Raw genomic sequence first — 14,158 nt, 5'->3', positions numbered from 1 at the left:
AGGCCCGCCAGGTCTCCCCGGCGGGCCGTGTCTTGCAGGGCGGGCAATCTGCCCACCACCCGGGCCGGCTTACTGAAGCGCGGCGTCCGAGATATCCATCGTGTAGGCGCCTTCCGGCTCCTTGGTGATCACCGGGTCCGAGCCGCCGCCGAGCAGCGTAGCCACCGTGCGCTCGTAGTCGGCCGGGTCGAGGGCCCCGTTGGAACCGGCGGTCAGCTTGGCGATCTCGCCCATCATCCGCACTTGGTGGCCCTCGGTCTGCGCGCCGGTCTCGTCATTGTCGAGCACGATCATAGCCGCATCTTCCGGGTTCTCTTCGGCCCACTTCCAGCCCTTCATCGAGGCCCGGACGAAACGGGTCATCTTGTCCTTGAAGGCATCGTCGGCGAGGTTCTCTTCCATCACATAGAGCCCGTCTTCCAGCGTCGCCACGCCCTGATCCTCATACTTGAAGGTCACTAGCTCCTCTTCGGGGATGCCGGCGTCGATCACCTGCCAGTATTCGTTGTAGGTCATGGTCGAGATGCAATCGGCCTGCTTCTGGATCAGCGGGTCCACGTTGAAGCCCTGCTTGAGCACCTCCACGCCATCCTCGCCGCCCTCGGTCGGGATGCCGAGCGTGCTCATCCAGCTCAGGAACGGGTACTCATTGCCAAAGAACCAGACGCCCAGCGTCTTGCCCGGAAACTGCTCCGGCCCTTCGATACCGGTTTCCTTCAGGCAGGTCAGCATCATGCCGGAAGATTTGAACGGCTGCGCGATGTTCACCAGCGCCAGCCCCTTTTCCCGTGCGGCCAGCGCGGCGGGCATCCACTCCACGATCACATCGGCGCCACCACCGGCGATCACCTGCGTCGGGGCAATATCCGGGCCGCCCGGCTTGATCGTCACGTTCAGGCCCTCTTCCTCGTAGAAGCCCTGATCGGCGGCCACGTAGTAGCCCGCAAACTGCGCCTGGGTGACCCACTTGAGTTGCAGCGTCACGTCATCCGCCGCCTGCGCCGCCCCCGCGGCCAGCGCCAGCCCGGCGCCGAGTACGAATTTTTTCATTGTCACTCTCCTTGTTGGTTTTTGGTTTGGGTATCAGTGCGCCCCCCGGCGCGGGTCTCCTCCCACTCAACCAACCCGCTGGCTCGGGTGCCAGAAGGTCACGAGTTTCTCGATCATGGCGACGATGCCATAAAACGCGGTGCCCACAAGGGCGGCCACGGCGATCTCGGCCCAGACAAGGTCAATCGCCAGCCGCCCCACGCCGGTCGAAATCCTGAAGCCCATGCCCCGGATCGGGCTGCCGAAATACTCGGCCACGATGGCCCCGATCAGCGCCAGCGTGGTGGCGATCTTCAGCCCGTTGAACACGAAGGGCATGGCCGCAGGCAGCCGCAGCTTTACCATCGTCTGCCAGTAGCTCGCAGCATAGGTCCGCATCAGGTCGCGCTGCATCGCCTCGGTCTCCTTCAGCCCCTGCACCACGTTCACGAGCACCGGGAAGAAAACCATCACCACCACCACGGCGGCCTTGGATTGCCAGTCAAAGCCGAACCAGCTCACAAGGATCGGCGCGATGCCCACGATCGGCAGCGCCGCCACGAAATTGCCGATGGGCAGAAGCCCGGCGGTCAGAAAGGCGCTGCGGTCAATCGCAATGGCGGTCACAAAGGCCACCCCGCAGCCAATCAGGTAGCCCGAGAGCGCCCCCTTCAGCACGGTCTGCACGAAGTCCTGCCAAAGCACATCGGTCGAGGTCACGAAGGTGCGGGCAATGTCGGTGGGCGCCGGCAAGATCACCGGGCTCACCTCCAGCCCCCGCACCAGCCCCTGCCAGAGCGCCAGCACCGCGAGGCCAAAGATCACCGGCACGGCGATCCGCACCGCGCGGGCCTTGCGCCAGCGCGAGCGGGCGAGCGCCACGTTCAGGCCCCAAGCCGCCAGCCAGAAGGCCACTGCCGCCACCACCGCCGTCATCGCGCCATCCCCATCCGCCTGAGCACCAGCGCCTGCACCCCGCCGATCACCGTCACCAGCAAGCCCGCGAGGATTGCAGCGGCAAAGAGCGCCGCCCAGATCGCCAGCGGCGTGCCGAACTGGTCCCCGATCAAGATGCGCGCGCCCAGTCCGCTGATCGCCCCGGTGGGCAACTCGCCCACGATGGTCCCCACCAGCGCGGCGGCGATGGCCACCTTCAGCGAGGTGAAGAGATAGGGCATCGAGGCCGGCAGCCGCAGCTTGAAGAAGCTGTCGCGCCCGCTGGCGTTGTAGGTCTTCAGCAGGTCGAGCTGGCTGGCCGAGGGCGAGTTCAGCCCCTTCACCATGCCGACCAGCACCGGGAAGTAGCACAGGTAGGCCGAGATGATCGCCTTCGGCACCGTCCGCCCCTCGATCCCCACTGCGTTGGAGAGCACGATGATCATCGGCGCCAGCGCCACGATCGGGATCGTCTGGCTGACGATGGCCCAAGGCATCAGACTCATCTCCGCCACCCGGCTGTAGGTGATCGCCACCGCGCCGAGGATGCCCAGCGCGACCCCCAGCGCAAAGCCGGTGAGCGTGGCCCCCAGCGTGATCGCACCGTGGTAGATCAGGCTCCGCTTGCTGAAGGCCCGGCCCCGCAGCGCCATCTCGCCTGTCGTCTTCCACAGCTCTGCCGCCACTTGGTGCGGCGCGGGCAGCCTTGGCCGCTCCTGACGCATGGTCTCGGTAAAGAGCTCTCCGGCACTCAGCTCCACCCCGGCCCGCTCCGCCTGCGCCAGCGCCCAGGGCGTGTTCATCCGCCACGCACCGAGGTACCAGATGGCGGTCAGCACGGCGAGAACTGCCAGAACAGGGAGCGCGCGGTGCATTAGTTAATGCTCCTGAATGCAGCGTGCGTATGCATGGGATGTGCATCAGTTGTGCATCGGTTGTGCATGGGCGGTTTCACAGGGTTAATCATCGTAGGAATGCCCTGCTCGCAGCCCCTCACGGACCCGGTGCGCCACTTCAATAAACTCCGCTGAGTCCCTGATTTCCAAAGGTCTTTCGGAAGGCAGCGGGCTGTCTATCACATCGCTGATCCGGCCCGGCCGGGGCGACATGACAACGATCTTGGTTGAGAGATAGACCGCTTCGGGTATGGAATGGGTAACAAACCCTATCGTCTTGCCCGTCCGCGCCCAGAGTGCGAGGAGCTGCTCGTTAAGGTGGTCGCGGACAATTTCATCAAGCGCACCAAAGGGTTCGTCCATCAACAGGATCTCGGCATCGAAGGCCAGCGCGCGGGCAATCGAGGCCCGTTGCTGCATCCCGCCTGAAAGCTGCCAGGGGTATTTTCCGCCAAAGCCTTCCAGATCAACCAGTTGCAGCACGTTTTTCACACGCTCCTCCTGCTCGGCCTTGTCGAACCCCATGATCTCCAGCGGCAGCTTGATGTTACCCGCGATGGTCCGCCAAGGGTAGAGCCCCGCGGCCTGGAAGACATAGCCGTAAGCCCTTGATTTACGGGCCTGCTCCGGGGTCATCCCGTTCACGCTCAGGCTGCCGCCCGTCGGGGTCTCGAGGGCCGCGATGCAGCGCAGAAAGGTCGTCTTCCCGCACCCGGACGGCCCGATGAAACTGACGAACTCGCCCTTGCCAATGTCGAGCGAAACCCCCTTGAGGGCATGAACCGGCCCGTCCTTCGTCTGGAAGGTCAGGTCGAGGTTGTCGGCACGGATGACCGTATCGTTCACGTGGTTTTCTTCCGTCTTCTCAGCACTTTCCGACCCATCAGACCCCCGTGGCCGGAATGCCCTTGCGCTCCACCGGGCGCGGCGCCGTCAGCTCCTTCCAGGTGGAAAGCGCCTTGTTAACCGTTGCGTTAGGCTCGCGTGCTACAAACTCGCCGTGGCCTTCCTGCGTGCGGATCTCCCCGTCATGCACGGCCACATGGCCCCGGGTCAGGGTAAAGCGTGGCAGCCCCTTCACCTCCTGGCCCTCGAACACGTTGTAATCGATGGAGGATTGTTGAGATCCGGCAGAGATCGTCTTTTCCTTTTTCGGATCCCAGACCACGATATCGGCATCGGCACCCACGAGGATCGCACCCTTTTTCGGATAGCAATTCAATATCTTGGCGATGTTCGTTGATGTGACAGAGACGAATTCGTTGGGCGTGAGCCGCCCGGTCGCCACACCGTGGGTCCAGAGCATCGGCATCCGGTCTTCCAGCCCGCCAGTGCCATTGGGGATCTTGGAGAAGTCGCCCACGCCGTAGCGCTTTTGCTCGGTGGTAAAGGCACAGTGGTCGGTCGCCACGACCGACAGCGATCCGCTTTGCAGCCCGGCCCAGAGCGAATCCTGGTGCTTCTTGTTGCGGAACGGCGGCGACATCACCCGCCGTGCGGCATGGTCCCAGTCGGGGTTGAAATACTCGCTCTCGTCCAGCGTCAGGTGCTGGATCAGCGGCTCGCCCCAAACCCGCTTGCCGTTCTGCTTGGCCCGGCGGATCGCCTCATGCGCCTCCTCGCAGGAGGTATGCACCACGTAGAGCGGCACGCCCGCCATGTCGGCGATCATGATCGCCCGGTTGGTCGCCTCGCCCTCCACTTGGCTGGGCCGCGAATAGGCGTGCGCCTCCGGGCCGGTGTTGCCCTCGGCCAGCAGCTTGGCGGTCAGCTCGGCCACCACGTCGCCGTTCTCGGCATGAACCATCGCCGTGGCGCCCAGTTCGGCCAGCCGCTGGAACGAAGAATACATCTCGTCGTCGTTCACCATCAGCGCGCCCTTGTAGGCCATGAAATGCTTGAAGGTGTTGATTCCACGGTCTTTCACGACCGTCGCCATCTCGTTGAACACCTGCTCCCCCCACCATGTCACGGCCATGTGGAAGGAGTAATCGCAGTTCGCGCGGGTGCTCTTGTTGTCCCACCGCTTGAGCGCATCCAGCAGGCTTTCGCCGGGGTTCGGCAGGGCAAAATCGACCACCATTGTCGTGCCGCCCGCCAGCCCCGCGCGGGTGCCGCTCTCGAAATCGTCGCTCGAGTAGGTGCCCATGAAAGGCATCTCGAGGTGGGTGTGCGGATCGATCCCGCCGGGCATCACGTAGCAGCCCGTGGCATCCAGCACCTCGTCGCCTTTCAGCCCCTTGCCGATCTCCACGATCTGCCCGCCTTCAACCAGAACGTCCGCCTCATAGCTGAGGTCGGCGGTCACCACCGTGCCGCCTTTGATGACTGTGCTCATGGTCTAACTCCCCGTTTTAATTGCAGGACTTACCGCCCGCCGTAATTTCATGGCTCTTCAGAAGCAGCTTCATCCCGCGGGCCTTGCTGTCTTCGCAGATCGCGTCCCAGTCGAGATCCGCATCGTCGTATTCGATCGCCAACACATCCTTGCCCGCCTCGGTGTAGGGCTTCAGATCGTCACAAAAGTCGTAGGCGTAGCACTCCTCGACCATGATGAAATCCATCGTCCCCACCAGCGCCGGCACCAGTTGCGGCGCGTTCTTCTGGGCCACTTCCAGCCCCAGCAGATGGGCGTAGGCGGCGAGGTTCTTCACATAGGTGAGCGCCGCCTCCTGGCCGATGTCAAAGCCGCTTTCGTTCTCGAAAACGTCCATGTTATCCAGCTCTGCGGCCATGAAGCCGCGGTCGGCGCAGTCCTGCAGGCGGGCCTGCATGATCTTCATCACCCGGTCGTCGCGAATGTCGACATAGCGCTCATCGGGCCAGTCCCCGAGCGGCTTGCCGAGCACCTCCTCGGGAAAGCTGTCCTTATCGTCGCGGTATTCTTCCCACGAGCCAACGGAGACATAGCACACCGGCTTCACGCCGCGGTCGCGCAGCGCCATGATCGTGTCGCGGTCGTGATCGTCCTTGTCGAGGGCGAGAACTTTGACATTTATATCAAGGTCGTAGGGGTGGGTGAGCTGCCAGTCCCAATAGGCCTGCTCGCTCCCTCCGATGATGAAGATCCCCAGTGCTGTCAGTCCCGCCGTCAGTCCCATCTTCGCCTCCCTAGCCGATGCAGTAGGGCTGCCCGTCAAAGCCCCCGTCGCGCATCTCCTGGGTGGTCACAGGGTAGATCGCACCCTCGTAGAAGATGTAATAGCACCCGTCCCGCACCACGATCTGATCCAGCCGCACATCGGCCGGAACCGATGCCATGACCTTCTCCGGAATGGGCTGGTCGGCAGGCGCATATCCGGCCGGAGCCCCGCTCGTCGTGGTCTGGCATGCGGCCAGAAAGGGCAGCAACATCAGCGCCTTCCTCATTCCACGATCCCCGCCGTCTCGACCACCGCGTGAAACAGCACATCCGTCCCGGCGGTGGCCCATTCCTTACTGATCTCTTCCGCCTCGTTGTGGCTGAGGCCGTCCACGCAGGGGCACATCACCATCGAGGTCGGGTACAGGTCGTTGATCCAGCAGGCATCGTGGCCCGCGCCCGAGACGATATCCATATGGCTGTAGCCCAGCCGTTCGGCGGCATCGCGCACCGCCTTCACGCAGCCCTCGTCAAAGGCCGGCGGGTCGAACTGGCCGACGATCTCGGCGGAGAATTCGACACCGATATCCTCGCAAAGCTTCGGCGCCTTCTCCATCAGCTCCGCGACCATGCCGTTCAGCTTGTCGAGCAGGTGGGTCCGCATGTCGACGGTGAAGACCACCTTACCGGGGATGATGTTGCGCGAGTTCGGATACACGTCGATATGCCCGATCGCGCCCACCGCGTTGGGCTGATTTTTCATCGCGATTTCATGCACAAGCTCGGTCACCAGCGCCAACCCGCGCCCGGCGTTCTTGCGCATGTGCATCGGCGTGGAGCCGGTGTGGCTCTCCTTGCCGGTCACCGTGCATTCGATCCAGCGCAGCCCCTGCCCGTGGGTGACAACGCCAATGTCCTTGCCTTCGGCCTCGAGGATCGGCCCCTGCTCGATGTGCAGTTCGAAGAGGGCGTGCATCTTCCGGTCGCCAACCTTCTCCTCGCCCTTCCAGCCGATCCGCTCCAGCTCGTCGCCAAAGCGCTTGCCCTTGGCGTCCACCCGGTCATTGGCCCATTCGAGCGTGTGCTTGGCCGCAAACACGCCCGAGGCCAGCATGGCGGGGGCAAACCGAGTGCCCTCCTCGTTGGTCCAGTTGACCACCACGATCGGGTGCTTGGTCTTGATGTCGAGGTCGTTCAACGTGCGCACCAGTTCGAGCCCGCCGAGCACGCCCAGCACGCCATCGTACTTGCCGCCTGTGGGTTGGGTATCGAGGTGCGAGCCAACATAGACGGGCAGCGCCTCCGGGTCGGTGCCCTCGCGGCGGGCGAACATGTTGCCGATCTCGTCGACCCCCATGGTCATCCCGGCGGCCTCGCACCAACTCTGAAACAGCGCACGCCCTTCGGCGTCTTCATCGGTCAGCGTCTGGCGGTTGTTGCCGCCCGCCACGCCGGGGCCGATCTTGGCCATCTCCATCAGGCTGTCCCACAGCCTGTCTCCGTTGATCCTGAGATTTTCTCCTGGGGCAGCCATGCGCACTCCTCGGGTCTTCCGTATCGAGGGCGCGGGCCCTCCCTGTGTGGCGCGGCTTTGGTGCTGCGCCTTGTTGTTTGACCAATTGGTCAGAAGGACGCTACCACTCTCAAGGGACGGGTCAAGAAAATGCGCCGCCGCGCTGCAGCCCCTCCGATGATTTTTCAGCGCGGGCCGGGCAAAACGGCTGCATTTTGGGCGCATTTGAAACGGACATTGAAGCGAGGTCTGACCGGTGACAGCAAACGCGCGCAAACCGCGCACGAGGATCCAGCAAAAGAACACCGCCGCCATCCTCGAGGCCGCGCTCGATGTGTTTTCGTCGCGCGGGTTCCGCGGCTCCACCGTGGACCAGATCGCCAAGGCCGCCGGGCTCTCCAAGCCCAACCTGCTCTATTACTTCCCGTCCAAGGAGGCGATTCACCGGGAGCTGCTGGGCGGCCTGCTGGATACCTGGCTTGCGCCCCTTCACGCGATGAAAGCCGAGGGCGACCCGTTGGAAGAGATCATGGCCTATGTCCGCCGCAAGCTGGAGATGAGCCGCGAGATGCCGCGCGAGAGCCGGCTCTTTGCCAATGAGGTGCTGCAAGGCGCGCCCAACCTCGAAGGCGTGTTGAAGGAGCACCTCAAGCCGTTGGTCGATGAAAAGGCCGCCGTCATTGAGGGCTGGAGCGCGGCGGGCCGGATCGCGCCGGTCCACCCCTATCACCTGCTGTTCTCGATCTGGTCACTAACCCAGCATTACGCCGACTTTGACGTTCAGGTGCGCGCCGTGCTGCCCCAAAGCGAAGCGGGCGACCCCTTTCCGGAGGCCGCCCGCCATGTGGATGCGATGTTTCGCAAGATGCTCACGCCCGGGGGCTGATCAGCCGTTCAGGTAGTTCCACTTGAAGCCATTGCCCACCTTGGTCAGCGGCAGTTCGGGGTAGTAAAGCTTTTTGTAAGATTTTGGGCGATAATCACAGACAAGCCGCTCGTTGGCGTCTTTGATGAAGCAGTACACGCCGTTCGCATCCTGCCACGCTACGCCGCCCGCTGCGGCAATGGTCATCGCCTGAATGTGGCCGCCCGAGGCGAAGAAACTGTAGTCGTCCACCGGGTAGATCCCGTTGCGGTAGCGCTCCGGCTCCTTGGCCTTCACCTCCGCCACGAGCGAGGCGGTGTGGTCATCGACGGCGGCTTTGACCACGCCGGTCACCATGGCCGGCACGGCGAGGATCGCACCGGCTACAACGCCTGCCGCGCCGGTGCCGTAGATAAAGGCATCGCCCGCATCGGGGCCGGTGCCGGTGGCGATCCACACGGCGGGCTGCACAAGGAGCCCTGCCACGCCACCGCGAACGCCGCCGCCCAACGCGCGCGAAAGCCCTTCGGAGGAGACGGTGACGACGATATTGGTTGCTGAATTTTCTCCGGCCATAGGATGGTCCTCAAGTCATAGGTTTAAGTCATGAAATTGCCGCAGCGGATGAGCGCCTGAAATATGGCTGCTGCGGACAGTGCTGTAATGAAACACTTATTTGTCCATGCAGGTCGCGCTTGTCAACAGGTCCGGCGCGCTCTGGACGGGCTGAAGGGCGCCCCAAAGGCGCTGCGGAAGCTCAGTTGGAGCCTGCGCCGCCTGCCGGACCACAAATTTCGCCGCATCCCCAAATCGGGGGTTCAAAGCGCTTGCGCTTTCACTTACCTCGCAGAGAGCGTATAAGCCTGCCCATAATTTGTGCCCGGCATGAACCGGCGCAGGCAGAAAGAGGACGGCATGAGTAAGACCCACGATGCAGACGTCGCCTTTATCCAGGCGCTGGCAGAACTGCTGAGGACGAACGATCTGACCGAGCTTCAGGTGAAGCGTGATTACGGTCAGGATGACAGCCTGAATGTGCGGGTGAGCCGCAAGATGGAGCAACAGGTGGTGGCGATGGCCCCCGCGGCCCCAGCCGCTGCGCCTGCAGCCCCGGCCGCTCCGGCAGCCCCCGCTGCCGCCCCGGCTGGCGACAACGATGATCCGGCGCAGGCCCCCGGCGCGGTGACCTCCCCGATGGTCGGCACCGCCTACCTCCAGCCCGAGCCGAACTCGCCCGCCTTCGTCAAGGTTGGCGACACGGTCGAAGAGGGCCAGACCCTGCTGATCGTCGAGGCGATGAAGACGATGAACCAGATCCCCGCGCCCCGCGGCGGCACCGTCAAGCGCATCCTCGTCGAAGACGGTGCGCCGGTGGAGTTTGGCGCCCCGCTGATGATCATCCAGTAAGGCACTGGTTATGTTCGACAAGATCCTCATTGCGAACCGCGGCGAAATCGCCCTGCGGGTGGTCCGTGCCTGCCGCGAGATGGGCATTCCTTCGGTCGCGGTGCACTCCACCGCTGACAGTGATGCGATGCACGTGCGCATGGCCGACGAGGCCATCTGCATCGGCCCGCCCTCCTCGGCCCAGAGCTACCTGAGCTTCCCGGCGATCATCTCGGCCTGCGAGATTTCCGGCGCCAATGCGATCCATCCGGGCTACGGCTTTCTTTCAGAGAATGCCAACTTCGTGCAGATCGTCGAGGATCACGGCCTCACCTTCATCGGCCCGACCGCCGAGCACATCCGGATCATGGGCGACAAGATCACCGCCAAGGACACGATGAAAAAGCTCGGCGTGCCCTGCGTGCCCGGCTCCGACGGCGGCGTGCCCGACATGGAAACGGCCAAGGTCGTCGCCGAAGAGATCGGTTATCCGGTGATCATCAAGGCCACCGCAGGCGGCGGTGGGCGCGGCATGAAGCTGGCGAAAACCGCCAAGGATCTCGAGACCGCTTTTCGCACCGCGCGGAGCGAGGCCAAATCGGCCTTCGGTAATGACGAGGTCTACATCGAGAAGTATCTCGGCAAACCCCGGCACATCGAAGTGCAGGTGTTTGGCGATGGCAAGGGCAACGCGGTGCATCTGGGCGAGCGCGATTGCTCGCTGCAACGGCGGCACCAGAAGGTTTTCGAAGAGGCCCCCGGCCCCGCGATCACCCCCGAGCTGCGCGCCCAGATCGGCAAGACCTGCGCCGAGGCCGTGGCCTCGATCAACTACGCCGGCGCAGGGACCATCGAGTTTCTGTATGAAGACGGCGAGTTCTACTTCATCGAGATGAACACCCGCCTTCAGGTGGAGCATCCGGTGACCGAGCTGATATTCGGACAGGATCTCGTGCGCGAGCAAATCCGCGTGGCCGCCGGAATGCCGCTCTCGTTCAGCCAGGACGACCTCAAGATCAACGGCCATGCCATCGAAGTGCGGATCAACGCCGAGAAGCTGCCCAACTTCTCCCCCTGCCCCGGCCGGATCACGCAGTTTCATGCGCCCGGTGGTTTGGGCGTCCGGATGGACAGCGCGCTTTATGACGGCTACTCGATCCCGCCCTATTACGATAGCCTGATCGGCAAGCTCATCGTCCACGGCCGCGACCGCCCCGAGGCGCTGGCCCGGCTCAACCGGGCACTCGGCGAGCTGATCGTGGACGGGGTGGATACAACCGTGCCGCTGTTCCGCGCGCTGCTGGAAGAGGGCGACATTCACAGCGGTGCCTACGATATCCACTGGCTGGAAGGCTGGCTGGAAACCAACCTGCAAGCCTGAGGCCGGGCGGGTGGAGCCGCTCTCGACCGACCTCCTGCTGCGTGCCTACCGGATGGGCCTCTTCCCCATGGCAGATGATGCCGGGGCGGAAGAGGTGTACTGGGTCGAGCCGCGCTTACGGGGAATCTTCCCCTTGGAGAATTTCCACATTTCCCGGTCGCTGGCCCGGCTGATCCGGCGCGAGGCTTTTACTATTACGACGAACGCCGATTTCGGCGGCGTGATGGATGGCTGCGCCGACCGGGAGACGACATGGATCAACAGCGAGATCCATCGCATCTACCGCCAGCTTCATGCCGAGGGCCATGCCCATTCATTAGAGGTCTGGGAGGGCGAGGCGCTGGTCGGCGGGGTCTACGGCGTAGCACTTGGCGGCTGCTTTTGCGGGGAAAGCATGTTTTCCCGCCGCCGCGATGCCTCCAAGGTGGCGCTCGCCTACCTCGTCGATCACCTGCGGCGCTGCGGTTTTGCCCTGTTTGACACCCAGTTCATCACACCCCACCTCGCCAGCCTCGGCGCCATCGAGATCCCGCGCGAGGACTACCGCAAACGGCTTGCCGCCGCGCGCAAACTCGACTGTGAATTCAGGAGCATAACCGAGGTGCCGAGCGGTCACTCAGTGGTGCAGCGCAGCACCCAGATATCGTAACGCTGGTGGTCCAGCGCGTTCAGCGCCGGGGCCGAAGCGAGCATCCAACCGGCAAAGGCGGGCGCATCACCGGCGCCATCCTCGATCACCAGATAGGCTGTGGCTCGCGCCGGGGTACCCTCGGGGTAGCGGCAATCGGAGAGCGTGACCTGCAGGTGCCCATAGCGCACCGTTTCGCCGATCTTCACTTCGAGATCGGAGGTCAGGCTCGAGAGTTTGTCGAGCCCGCGCAGCACCGCCCCGGTGCCTTCCAGCACCGTCTGGGCCTCGGCGGCTCCACCGGCCAGAAGACCAGTGGCCAGAGCGGCTTGCAGCGTGCGCTTCATTCGTCCGACCCGGCCACAAACTTGGTGAGCAAGCCAATCAGGCTCACCGCGCCCTGGGTATCTAGAATCTCGCCGCCCTCCTCGAGGTTGAAGGGCGATCCGCCAGGAACGATCTCGATGAAATTGCCCCCCAGCAGCCCCTCGGAAGAGATTGCTGCGGAGCTGTCTTCCGGCAATTCGATGCCTTCGGAGATCGCAAAAGTCGCCTCCGCGCGGAAGCTCTGGGCGTTCAGTTCCAGCGCCCTCACCGAGCCGATCTTCACTCCCGCAAGCCGCACATCGGTGCCCACCGAGATGCCCTCGGCAGAACGAAAGCTTGCCTGCAGTGGATAGCTCGCGCCACCAGATCCACCCGCATCGGTCACCCCGGCGGCGTACCACAGGAAGCCTGCCGCTGCGACGAGCACACCGGCCCCAACCAGCGCTTCGGTCTTGGTTTCTGACATTGCCCCCTCCGGCCCCTTACTCAGGGCTCCAGGCCTCGTAATCCTGCCGTTCCACCGGCTGGGCACGGCGGATCGACCCGGCGGGCGCATAGGCCAGCGGTGTGCCGGTGAGGTTTTCGTGGTGCGGTTTTTCCCACGGCTTGTGGGTCAGCGGCCGGTCGGTCGGCGGCTCCTTGAAGGTCTTGTGCAGCCAACCATGCCAGTCGGGGCTGATACGCGAAGCCTCGACCTCGCCCTTGAAAATCACCCACCGCCGGGTGTCGTCGGCGTTGCGGTAGAAGATGTTGCCCTCTTCATCCTCGCCCACCTTGGTGCCCTTGCGCCAGGTGAACAGCTGGGTGCCGAGCGTAGAGCCGTTCCACCATGTGACGGCACGCAGGAGAGTGTTCATGATACCCATCGGCTCGGCTCCTCTTGGTCTCGCCTGATATGCAACAGCGGCGCGGAAAGGTCTAGAGTTTCGAAGAAATCACCCCGGTGTTGATCCCGCCCATCCTCAGTTCGCCGAAGAGCCTCTGATACTCCATCTTGGGGCAGAGGTTCTGGATCACTGTCACCCCGCGCGCCTCGGCCATCGCGGCGGCTTCGGCGTTTTCGACACCGATCTGCATCCACACCGTCTTGAGCGCGGGAAAAGCGGTGAGCGCCTCCTCCACGATGGGCGGCACATGATCGGAGCGGCGGAAGATATCGACCATGTCCACCGGCGCATCGATCGAGGCAAGGTCGGGCATGATTGTTTCGCCGAAGAGCGTTTTGCCCGCGTGGCCGGGGTTTACCGGAATCACCCGAAAGCCCTTGAGCGCAAGGTAGCGGGCCACGTAGTAGCTCGGGCGCACCTCGTTCATCGAGACGCCAACACAGGCGATCACCGTGGTTTCGGTCAGAATGCGGCGCAGCAGCGCGTCTGGGTAGCGCATCAGCGGCACCTCCGGCGTAAAAAAGCGCCCGGACCATGAGGCCCGAGCGCAAGTCGCGGAACGAGGGACAGTGAAGTGAAACGCTGGTGTTCCGAACCAGCGCTCATGCTCTTCGAGGTAGTCACGAGGAAACACTTTCCAAGAGGATGTAATAAACCTGTGAACACGAGGTTAACGCGAGCGGGCAAAGGTGAAAAAGACTTTCCTGCCCCTCACTTGTCGCGAAACCTCAGTTTTTCAGAGGTTTGGGCCAGTTCGCATCGGCGGAAGATATGTGGCCGGGGATATCCTGCTCCCAGATGCCGCGCACACGGCGCGAGTAGTTCAGATAGAGCTTTCCGTCGTGCACGGTAAAGGCGGACGGGTCGGTAGGGGCGACATAGCCCTGGGAGGCCGCATAGGCACAATATCCGCCGTATTGCGGGGCGAAGCGCTGTGGGTTGCGCTCGAAAGCCTCACGATTGGCCGCGCTGGAGAATCGCCACGTGGCCCCCATCCACATCAGTTGGTGCGCCTCGCTCCCTTCTACCGGCTTGCCCTCGTTGAAATAGGCAACGGGGTCGTAACCCTGAATGGCGAGGCGGTTGGTGGCAAAGATCGGCGGCTCCTCGGCCATGGCAGGCATGGCGAGAGCGGCAAGGCCGACGGCGAGCATGAGGCGGCGGGTGAGCATGGGTGTCCTCCTTGGCTGGGCCAAAGGATGGAGCCGCGGCCTGCGCCTTGGCCAGC

18 protein-coding genes are annotated in these 14,158 nt (G+C 63.7%); 4 read left to right on the top strand and 14 right to left on the bottom strand.

Features of this window, described 5'->3' with window-relative positions:
* Positions 1-69: 69 nt before the first annotated feature.
* From KUV38_RS02535 to KUV38_RS02500, 8 genes are all read right to left on the bottom strand, one after another.
* A complete protein-coding gene (locus KUV38_RS02535) occupies positions 70-1,050 on the bottom strand; it encodes an ABC transporter substrate-binding protein (RefSeq protein ID WP_222468544.1) in 981 nt (326 codons plus the stop codon).
* A 66-nt stretch (positions 1,051-1,116) separates the two neighbouring features.
* Positions 1,117-1,965, bottom strand: coding sequence for an ABC transporter permease (locus tag KUV38_RS02530; RefSeq protein WP_222468543.1), 849 nt, complete (start codon positions 1,963-1,965; stop codon positions 1,117-1,119).
* Entirely contained in the window at positions 1,962-2,840 is an 879-nt protein-coding gene (locus KUV38_RS02525; RefSeq protein WP_222468542.1) for an ABC transporter permease, read from the bottom strand. Before KUV38_RS02525 ends, KUV38_RS02530 begins: the two co-directional genes overlap by 4 nt.
* An 84-nt stretch (positions 2,841-2,924) precedes the next feature.
* The gene (locus KUV38_RS02520) at positions 2,925-3,707 is read right to left on the bottom strand and encodes an ABC transporter ATP-binding protein (protein ID WP_222468541.1); all 783 of its coding nucleotides are present in this window, start codon (positions 3,705-3,707) and stop codon (positions 2,925-2,927) included.
* A gap of 37 nt (positions 3,708-3,744) precedes the next feature.
* On the bottom strand, positions 3,745-5,199 hold the full coding sequence (hydA, locus tag KUV38_RS02515) for a dihydropyrimidinase (RefSeq protein WP_222468540.1): 1,455 nt from the start codon (positions 5,197-5,199) through the stop codon (positions 3,745-3,747).
* Between the two features lie 16 nt (positions 5,200-5,215).
* The gene (locus KUV38_RS02510; RefSeq protein ID WP_222468539.1) at positions 5,216-5,962 is read right to left on the bottom strand and encodes an endo alpha-1,4 polygalactosaminidase; all 747 of its coding nucleotides are present in this window, start codon (positions 5,960-5,962) and stop codon (positions 5,216-5,218) included.
* A gap of 10 nt (positions 5,963-5,972) precedes the next feature.
* Positions 5,973-6,215, bottom strand: coding sequence for a hypothetical protein (locus KUV38_RS02505; RefSeq protein ID WP_222468538.1), 243 nt, complete (start codon positions 6,213-6,215; stop codon positions 5,973-5,975).
* Between the two features lie 11 nt (positions 6,216-6,226).
* On the bottom strand, positions 6,227-7,477 hold the full coding sequence (locus tag KUV38_RS02500; protein WP_222468537.1) for a Zn-dependent hydrolase: 1,251 nt from the start codon (positions 7,475-7,477) through the stop codon (positions 6,227-6,229).
* A gap of 235 nt (positions 7,478-7,712) precedes the next feature.
* Here KUV38_RS02500 and KUV38_RS02495 point away from each other — a divergent pair, with 235 nt between their 5' ends.
* Complete coding sequence (locus KUV38_RS02495; RefSeq protein WP_222468536.1) at positions 7,713-8,342, top strand: TetR family transcriptional regulator C-terminal domain-containing protein; 630 nt, start codon at positions 7,713-7,715, stop codon at positions 8,340-8,342.
* Here the strand turns inward: KUV38_RS02495 and KUV38_RS02490 are convergent, their stop codons facing one another.
* The gene (locus KUV38_RS02490) at positions 8,343-8,897 is read right to left on the bottom strand and encodes a hypothetical protein (protein ID WP_222468535.1); all 555 of its coding nucleotides are present in this window, start codon (positions 8,895-8,897) and stop codon (positions 8,343-8,345) included.
* Positions 8,898-9,236: 339 nt separating this feature from the next.
* Between KUV38_RS02490 and accB the strand changes: the two genes are divergently transcribed.
* Genes accB through aat form a run of 3 tightly spaced genes read left to right on the top strand, consistent with a single transcriptional unit; the run spans position 9,237 to position 11,737 of the window.
* A complete protein-coding gene (gene accB, locus KUV38_RS02485) occupies positions 9,237-9,728 on the top strand; it encodes an acetyl-CoA carboxylase biotin carboxyl carrier protein (RefSeq protein ID WP_222468534.1) in 492 nt (163 codons plus the stop codon).
* 10 nt (positions 9,729-9,738) lie between these two features.
* Positions 9,739-11,088 (top strand): acetyl-CoA carboxylase biotin carboxylase subunit, encoded by a 1,350-nt coding sequence (gene accC, locus KUV38_RS02480; protein ID WP_222468533.1) that lies wholly within the window; start codon positions 9,739-9,741, stop codon positions 11,086-11,088.
* Positions 11,089-11,098: 10 nt separating this feature from the next.
* Positions 11,099-11,737 (top strand): leucyl/phenylalanyl-tRNA--protein transferase, encoded by a 639-nt coding sequence (gene aat, locus KUV38_RS02475; protein WP_222470933.1) that lies wholly within the window; start codon positions 11,099-11,101, stop codon positions 11,735-11,737.
* On the opposite strand, the gene KUV38_RS02470 is transcribed toward aat, so the two are convergent.
* The 5 genes from KUV38_RS02470 to KUV38_RS02450 form a co-directional block, all read right to left on the bottom strand.
* Positions 11,701-12,063, bottom strand: coding sequence for a DUF2155 domain-containing protein (locus KUV38_RS02470; protein ID WP_222468532.1), 363 nt, complete (start codon positions 12,061-12,063; stop codon positions 11,701-11,703). The genes aat and KUV38_RS02470 overlap by 37 nt on opposite strands.
* Positions 12,060-12,509 (bottom strand): outer membrane lipid asymmetry maintenance protein MlaD, encoded by a 450-nt coding sequence (gene mlaD, locus KUV38_RS02465; protein ID WP_222468531.1) that lies wholly within the window; start codon positions 12,507-12,509, stop codon positions 12,060-12,062. Before mlaD ends, KUV38_RS02470 begins: the two co-directional genes overlap by 4 nt.
* Before the next feature lie 16 nt (positions 12,510-12,525).
* Positions 12,526-12,909 (bottom strand): NADH:ubiquinone oxidoreductase subunit NDUFA12, encoded by a 384-nt coding sequence (locus tag KUV38_RS02460; RefSeq protein ID WP_222468530.1) that lies wholly within the window; start codon positions 12,907-12,909, stop codon positions 12,526-12,528.
* A gap of 52 nt (positions 12,910-12,961) precedes the next feature.
* Complete coding sequence (locus KUV38_RS02455; RefSeq protein WP_222468529.1) at positions 12,962-13,429, bottom strand: CoA-binding protein; 468 nt, start codon at positions 13,427-13,429, stop codon at positions 12,962-12,964.
* A gap of 229 nt (positions 13,430-13,658) precedes the next feature.
* Positions 13,659-14,102, bottom strand: a complete 444-nt coding sequence (locus KUV38_RS02450; protein ID WP_222468528.1) for a YHS domain-containing (seleno)protein — start codon at positions 14,100-14,102, stop codon at positions 13,659-13,661.
* Positions 14,103-14,158 lie beyond the last annotated feature (56 nt).

Source organism: Vannielia litorea, assembly GCF_019801175.1.
GTDB classification, from domain to species: Bacteria; Pseudomonadota; Alphaproteobacteria; order Rhodobacterales; family Rhodobacteraceae; genus Vannielia; species Vannielia litorea_B.
This window is presented reverse-complemented; position numbering and strand designations above follow the sequence as displayed.

Bases quoted from the DNA above. Each gene is read 5' to 3' on its own strand.
- KUV38_RS02535 (WP_222468544.1), bottom strand. From the start codon at position 1,050: ATGAAAAAATTCGTACTCGGCGCCGGGCTGGCGCTGGCCGCGGGGGCG.
- KUV38_RS02530 (WP_222468543.1), bottom strand. From the start codon at position 1,965: ATGACGGCGGTGGTGGCGGCAGTGGCCTTCTGGCTGGCGGCTTGGGGC.
- KUV38_RS02525 (WP_222468542.1), bottom strand. From the start codon at position 2,840: ATGCACCGCGCGCTCCCTGTTCTGGCAGTTCTCGCCGTGCTGACCGCC.
- hydA (WP_222468540.1), bottom strand. From the start codon at position 5,199: ATGAGCACAGTCATCAAAGGCGGCACGGTGGTGACCGCCGACCTCAGC.
- KUV38_RS02510 (WP_222468539.1), bottom strand. From the start codon at position 5,962: ATGGGACTGACGGCGGGACTGACAGCACTGGGGATCTTCATCATCGGA.
- KUV38_RS02505 (WP_222468538.1), bottom strand. From the start codon at position 6,215: ATGTTGCTGCCCTTTCTGGCCGCATGCCAGACCACGACGAGCGGGGCT.
- KUV38_RS02500 (WP_222468537.1), bottom strand. From the start codon at position 7,477: ATGGCTGCCCCAGGAGAAAATCTCAGGATCAACGGAGACAGGCTGTGG.
- KUV38_RS02490 (WP_222468535.1), bottom strand. From the start codon at position 8,897: ATGGCCGGAGAAAATTCAGCAACCAATATCGTCGTCACCGTCTCCTCC.
- accB (WP_222468534.1), top strand. From the start codon at position 9,237: ATGAGTAAGACCCACGATGCAGACGTCGCCTTTATCCAGGCGCTGGCA.
- accC (WP_222468533.1), top strand. From the start codon at position 9,739: ATGTTCGACAAGATCCTCATTGCGAACCGCGGCGAAATCGCCCTGCGG.
- KUV38_RS02470 (WP_222468532.1), bottom strand. From the start codon at position 12,063: ATGAAGCGCACGCTGCAAGCCGCTCTGGCCACTGGTCTTCTGGCCGGT.
- mlaD (WP_222468531.1), bottom strand. From the start codon at position 12,509: ATGTCAGAAACCAAGACCGAAGCGCTGGTTGGGGCCGGTGTGCTCGTC.
- KUV38_RS02460 (WP_222468530.1), bottom strand. From the start codon at position 12,909: ATGGGTATCATGAACACTCTCCTGCGTGCCGTCACATGGTGGAACGGC.
- KUV38_RS02455 (WP_222468529.1), bottom strand. From the start codon at position 13,429: ATGCGCTACCCAGACGCGCTGCTGCGCCGCATTCTGACCGAAACCACG.
- KUV38_RS02450 (WP_222468528.1), bottom strand. From the start codon at position 14,102: ATGCTCACCCGCCGCCTCATGCTCGCCGTCGGCCTTGCCGCTCTCGCC.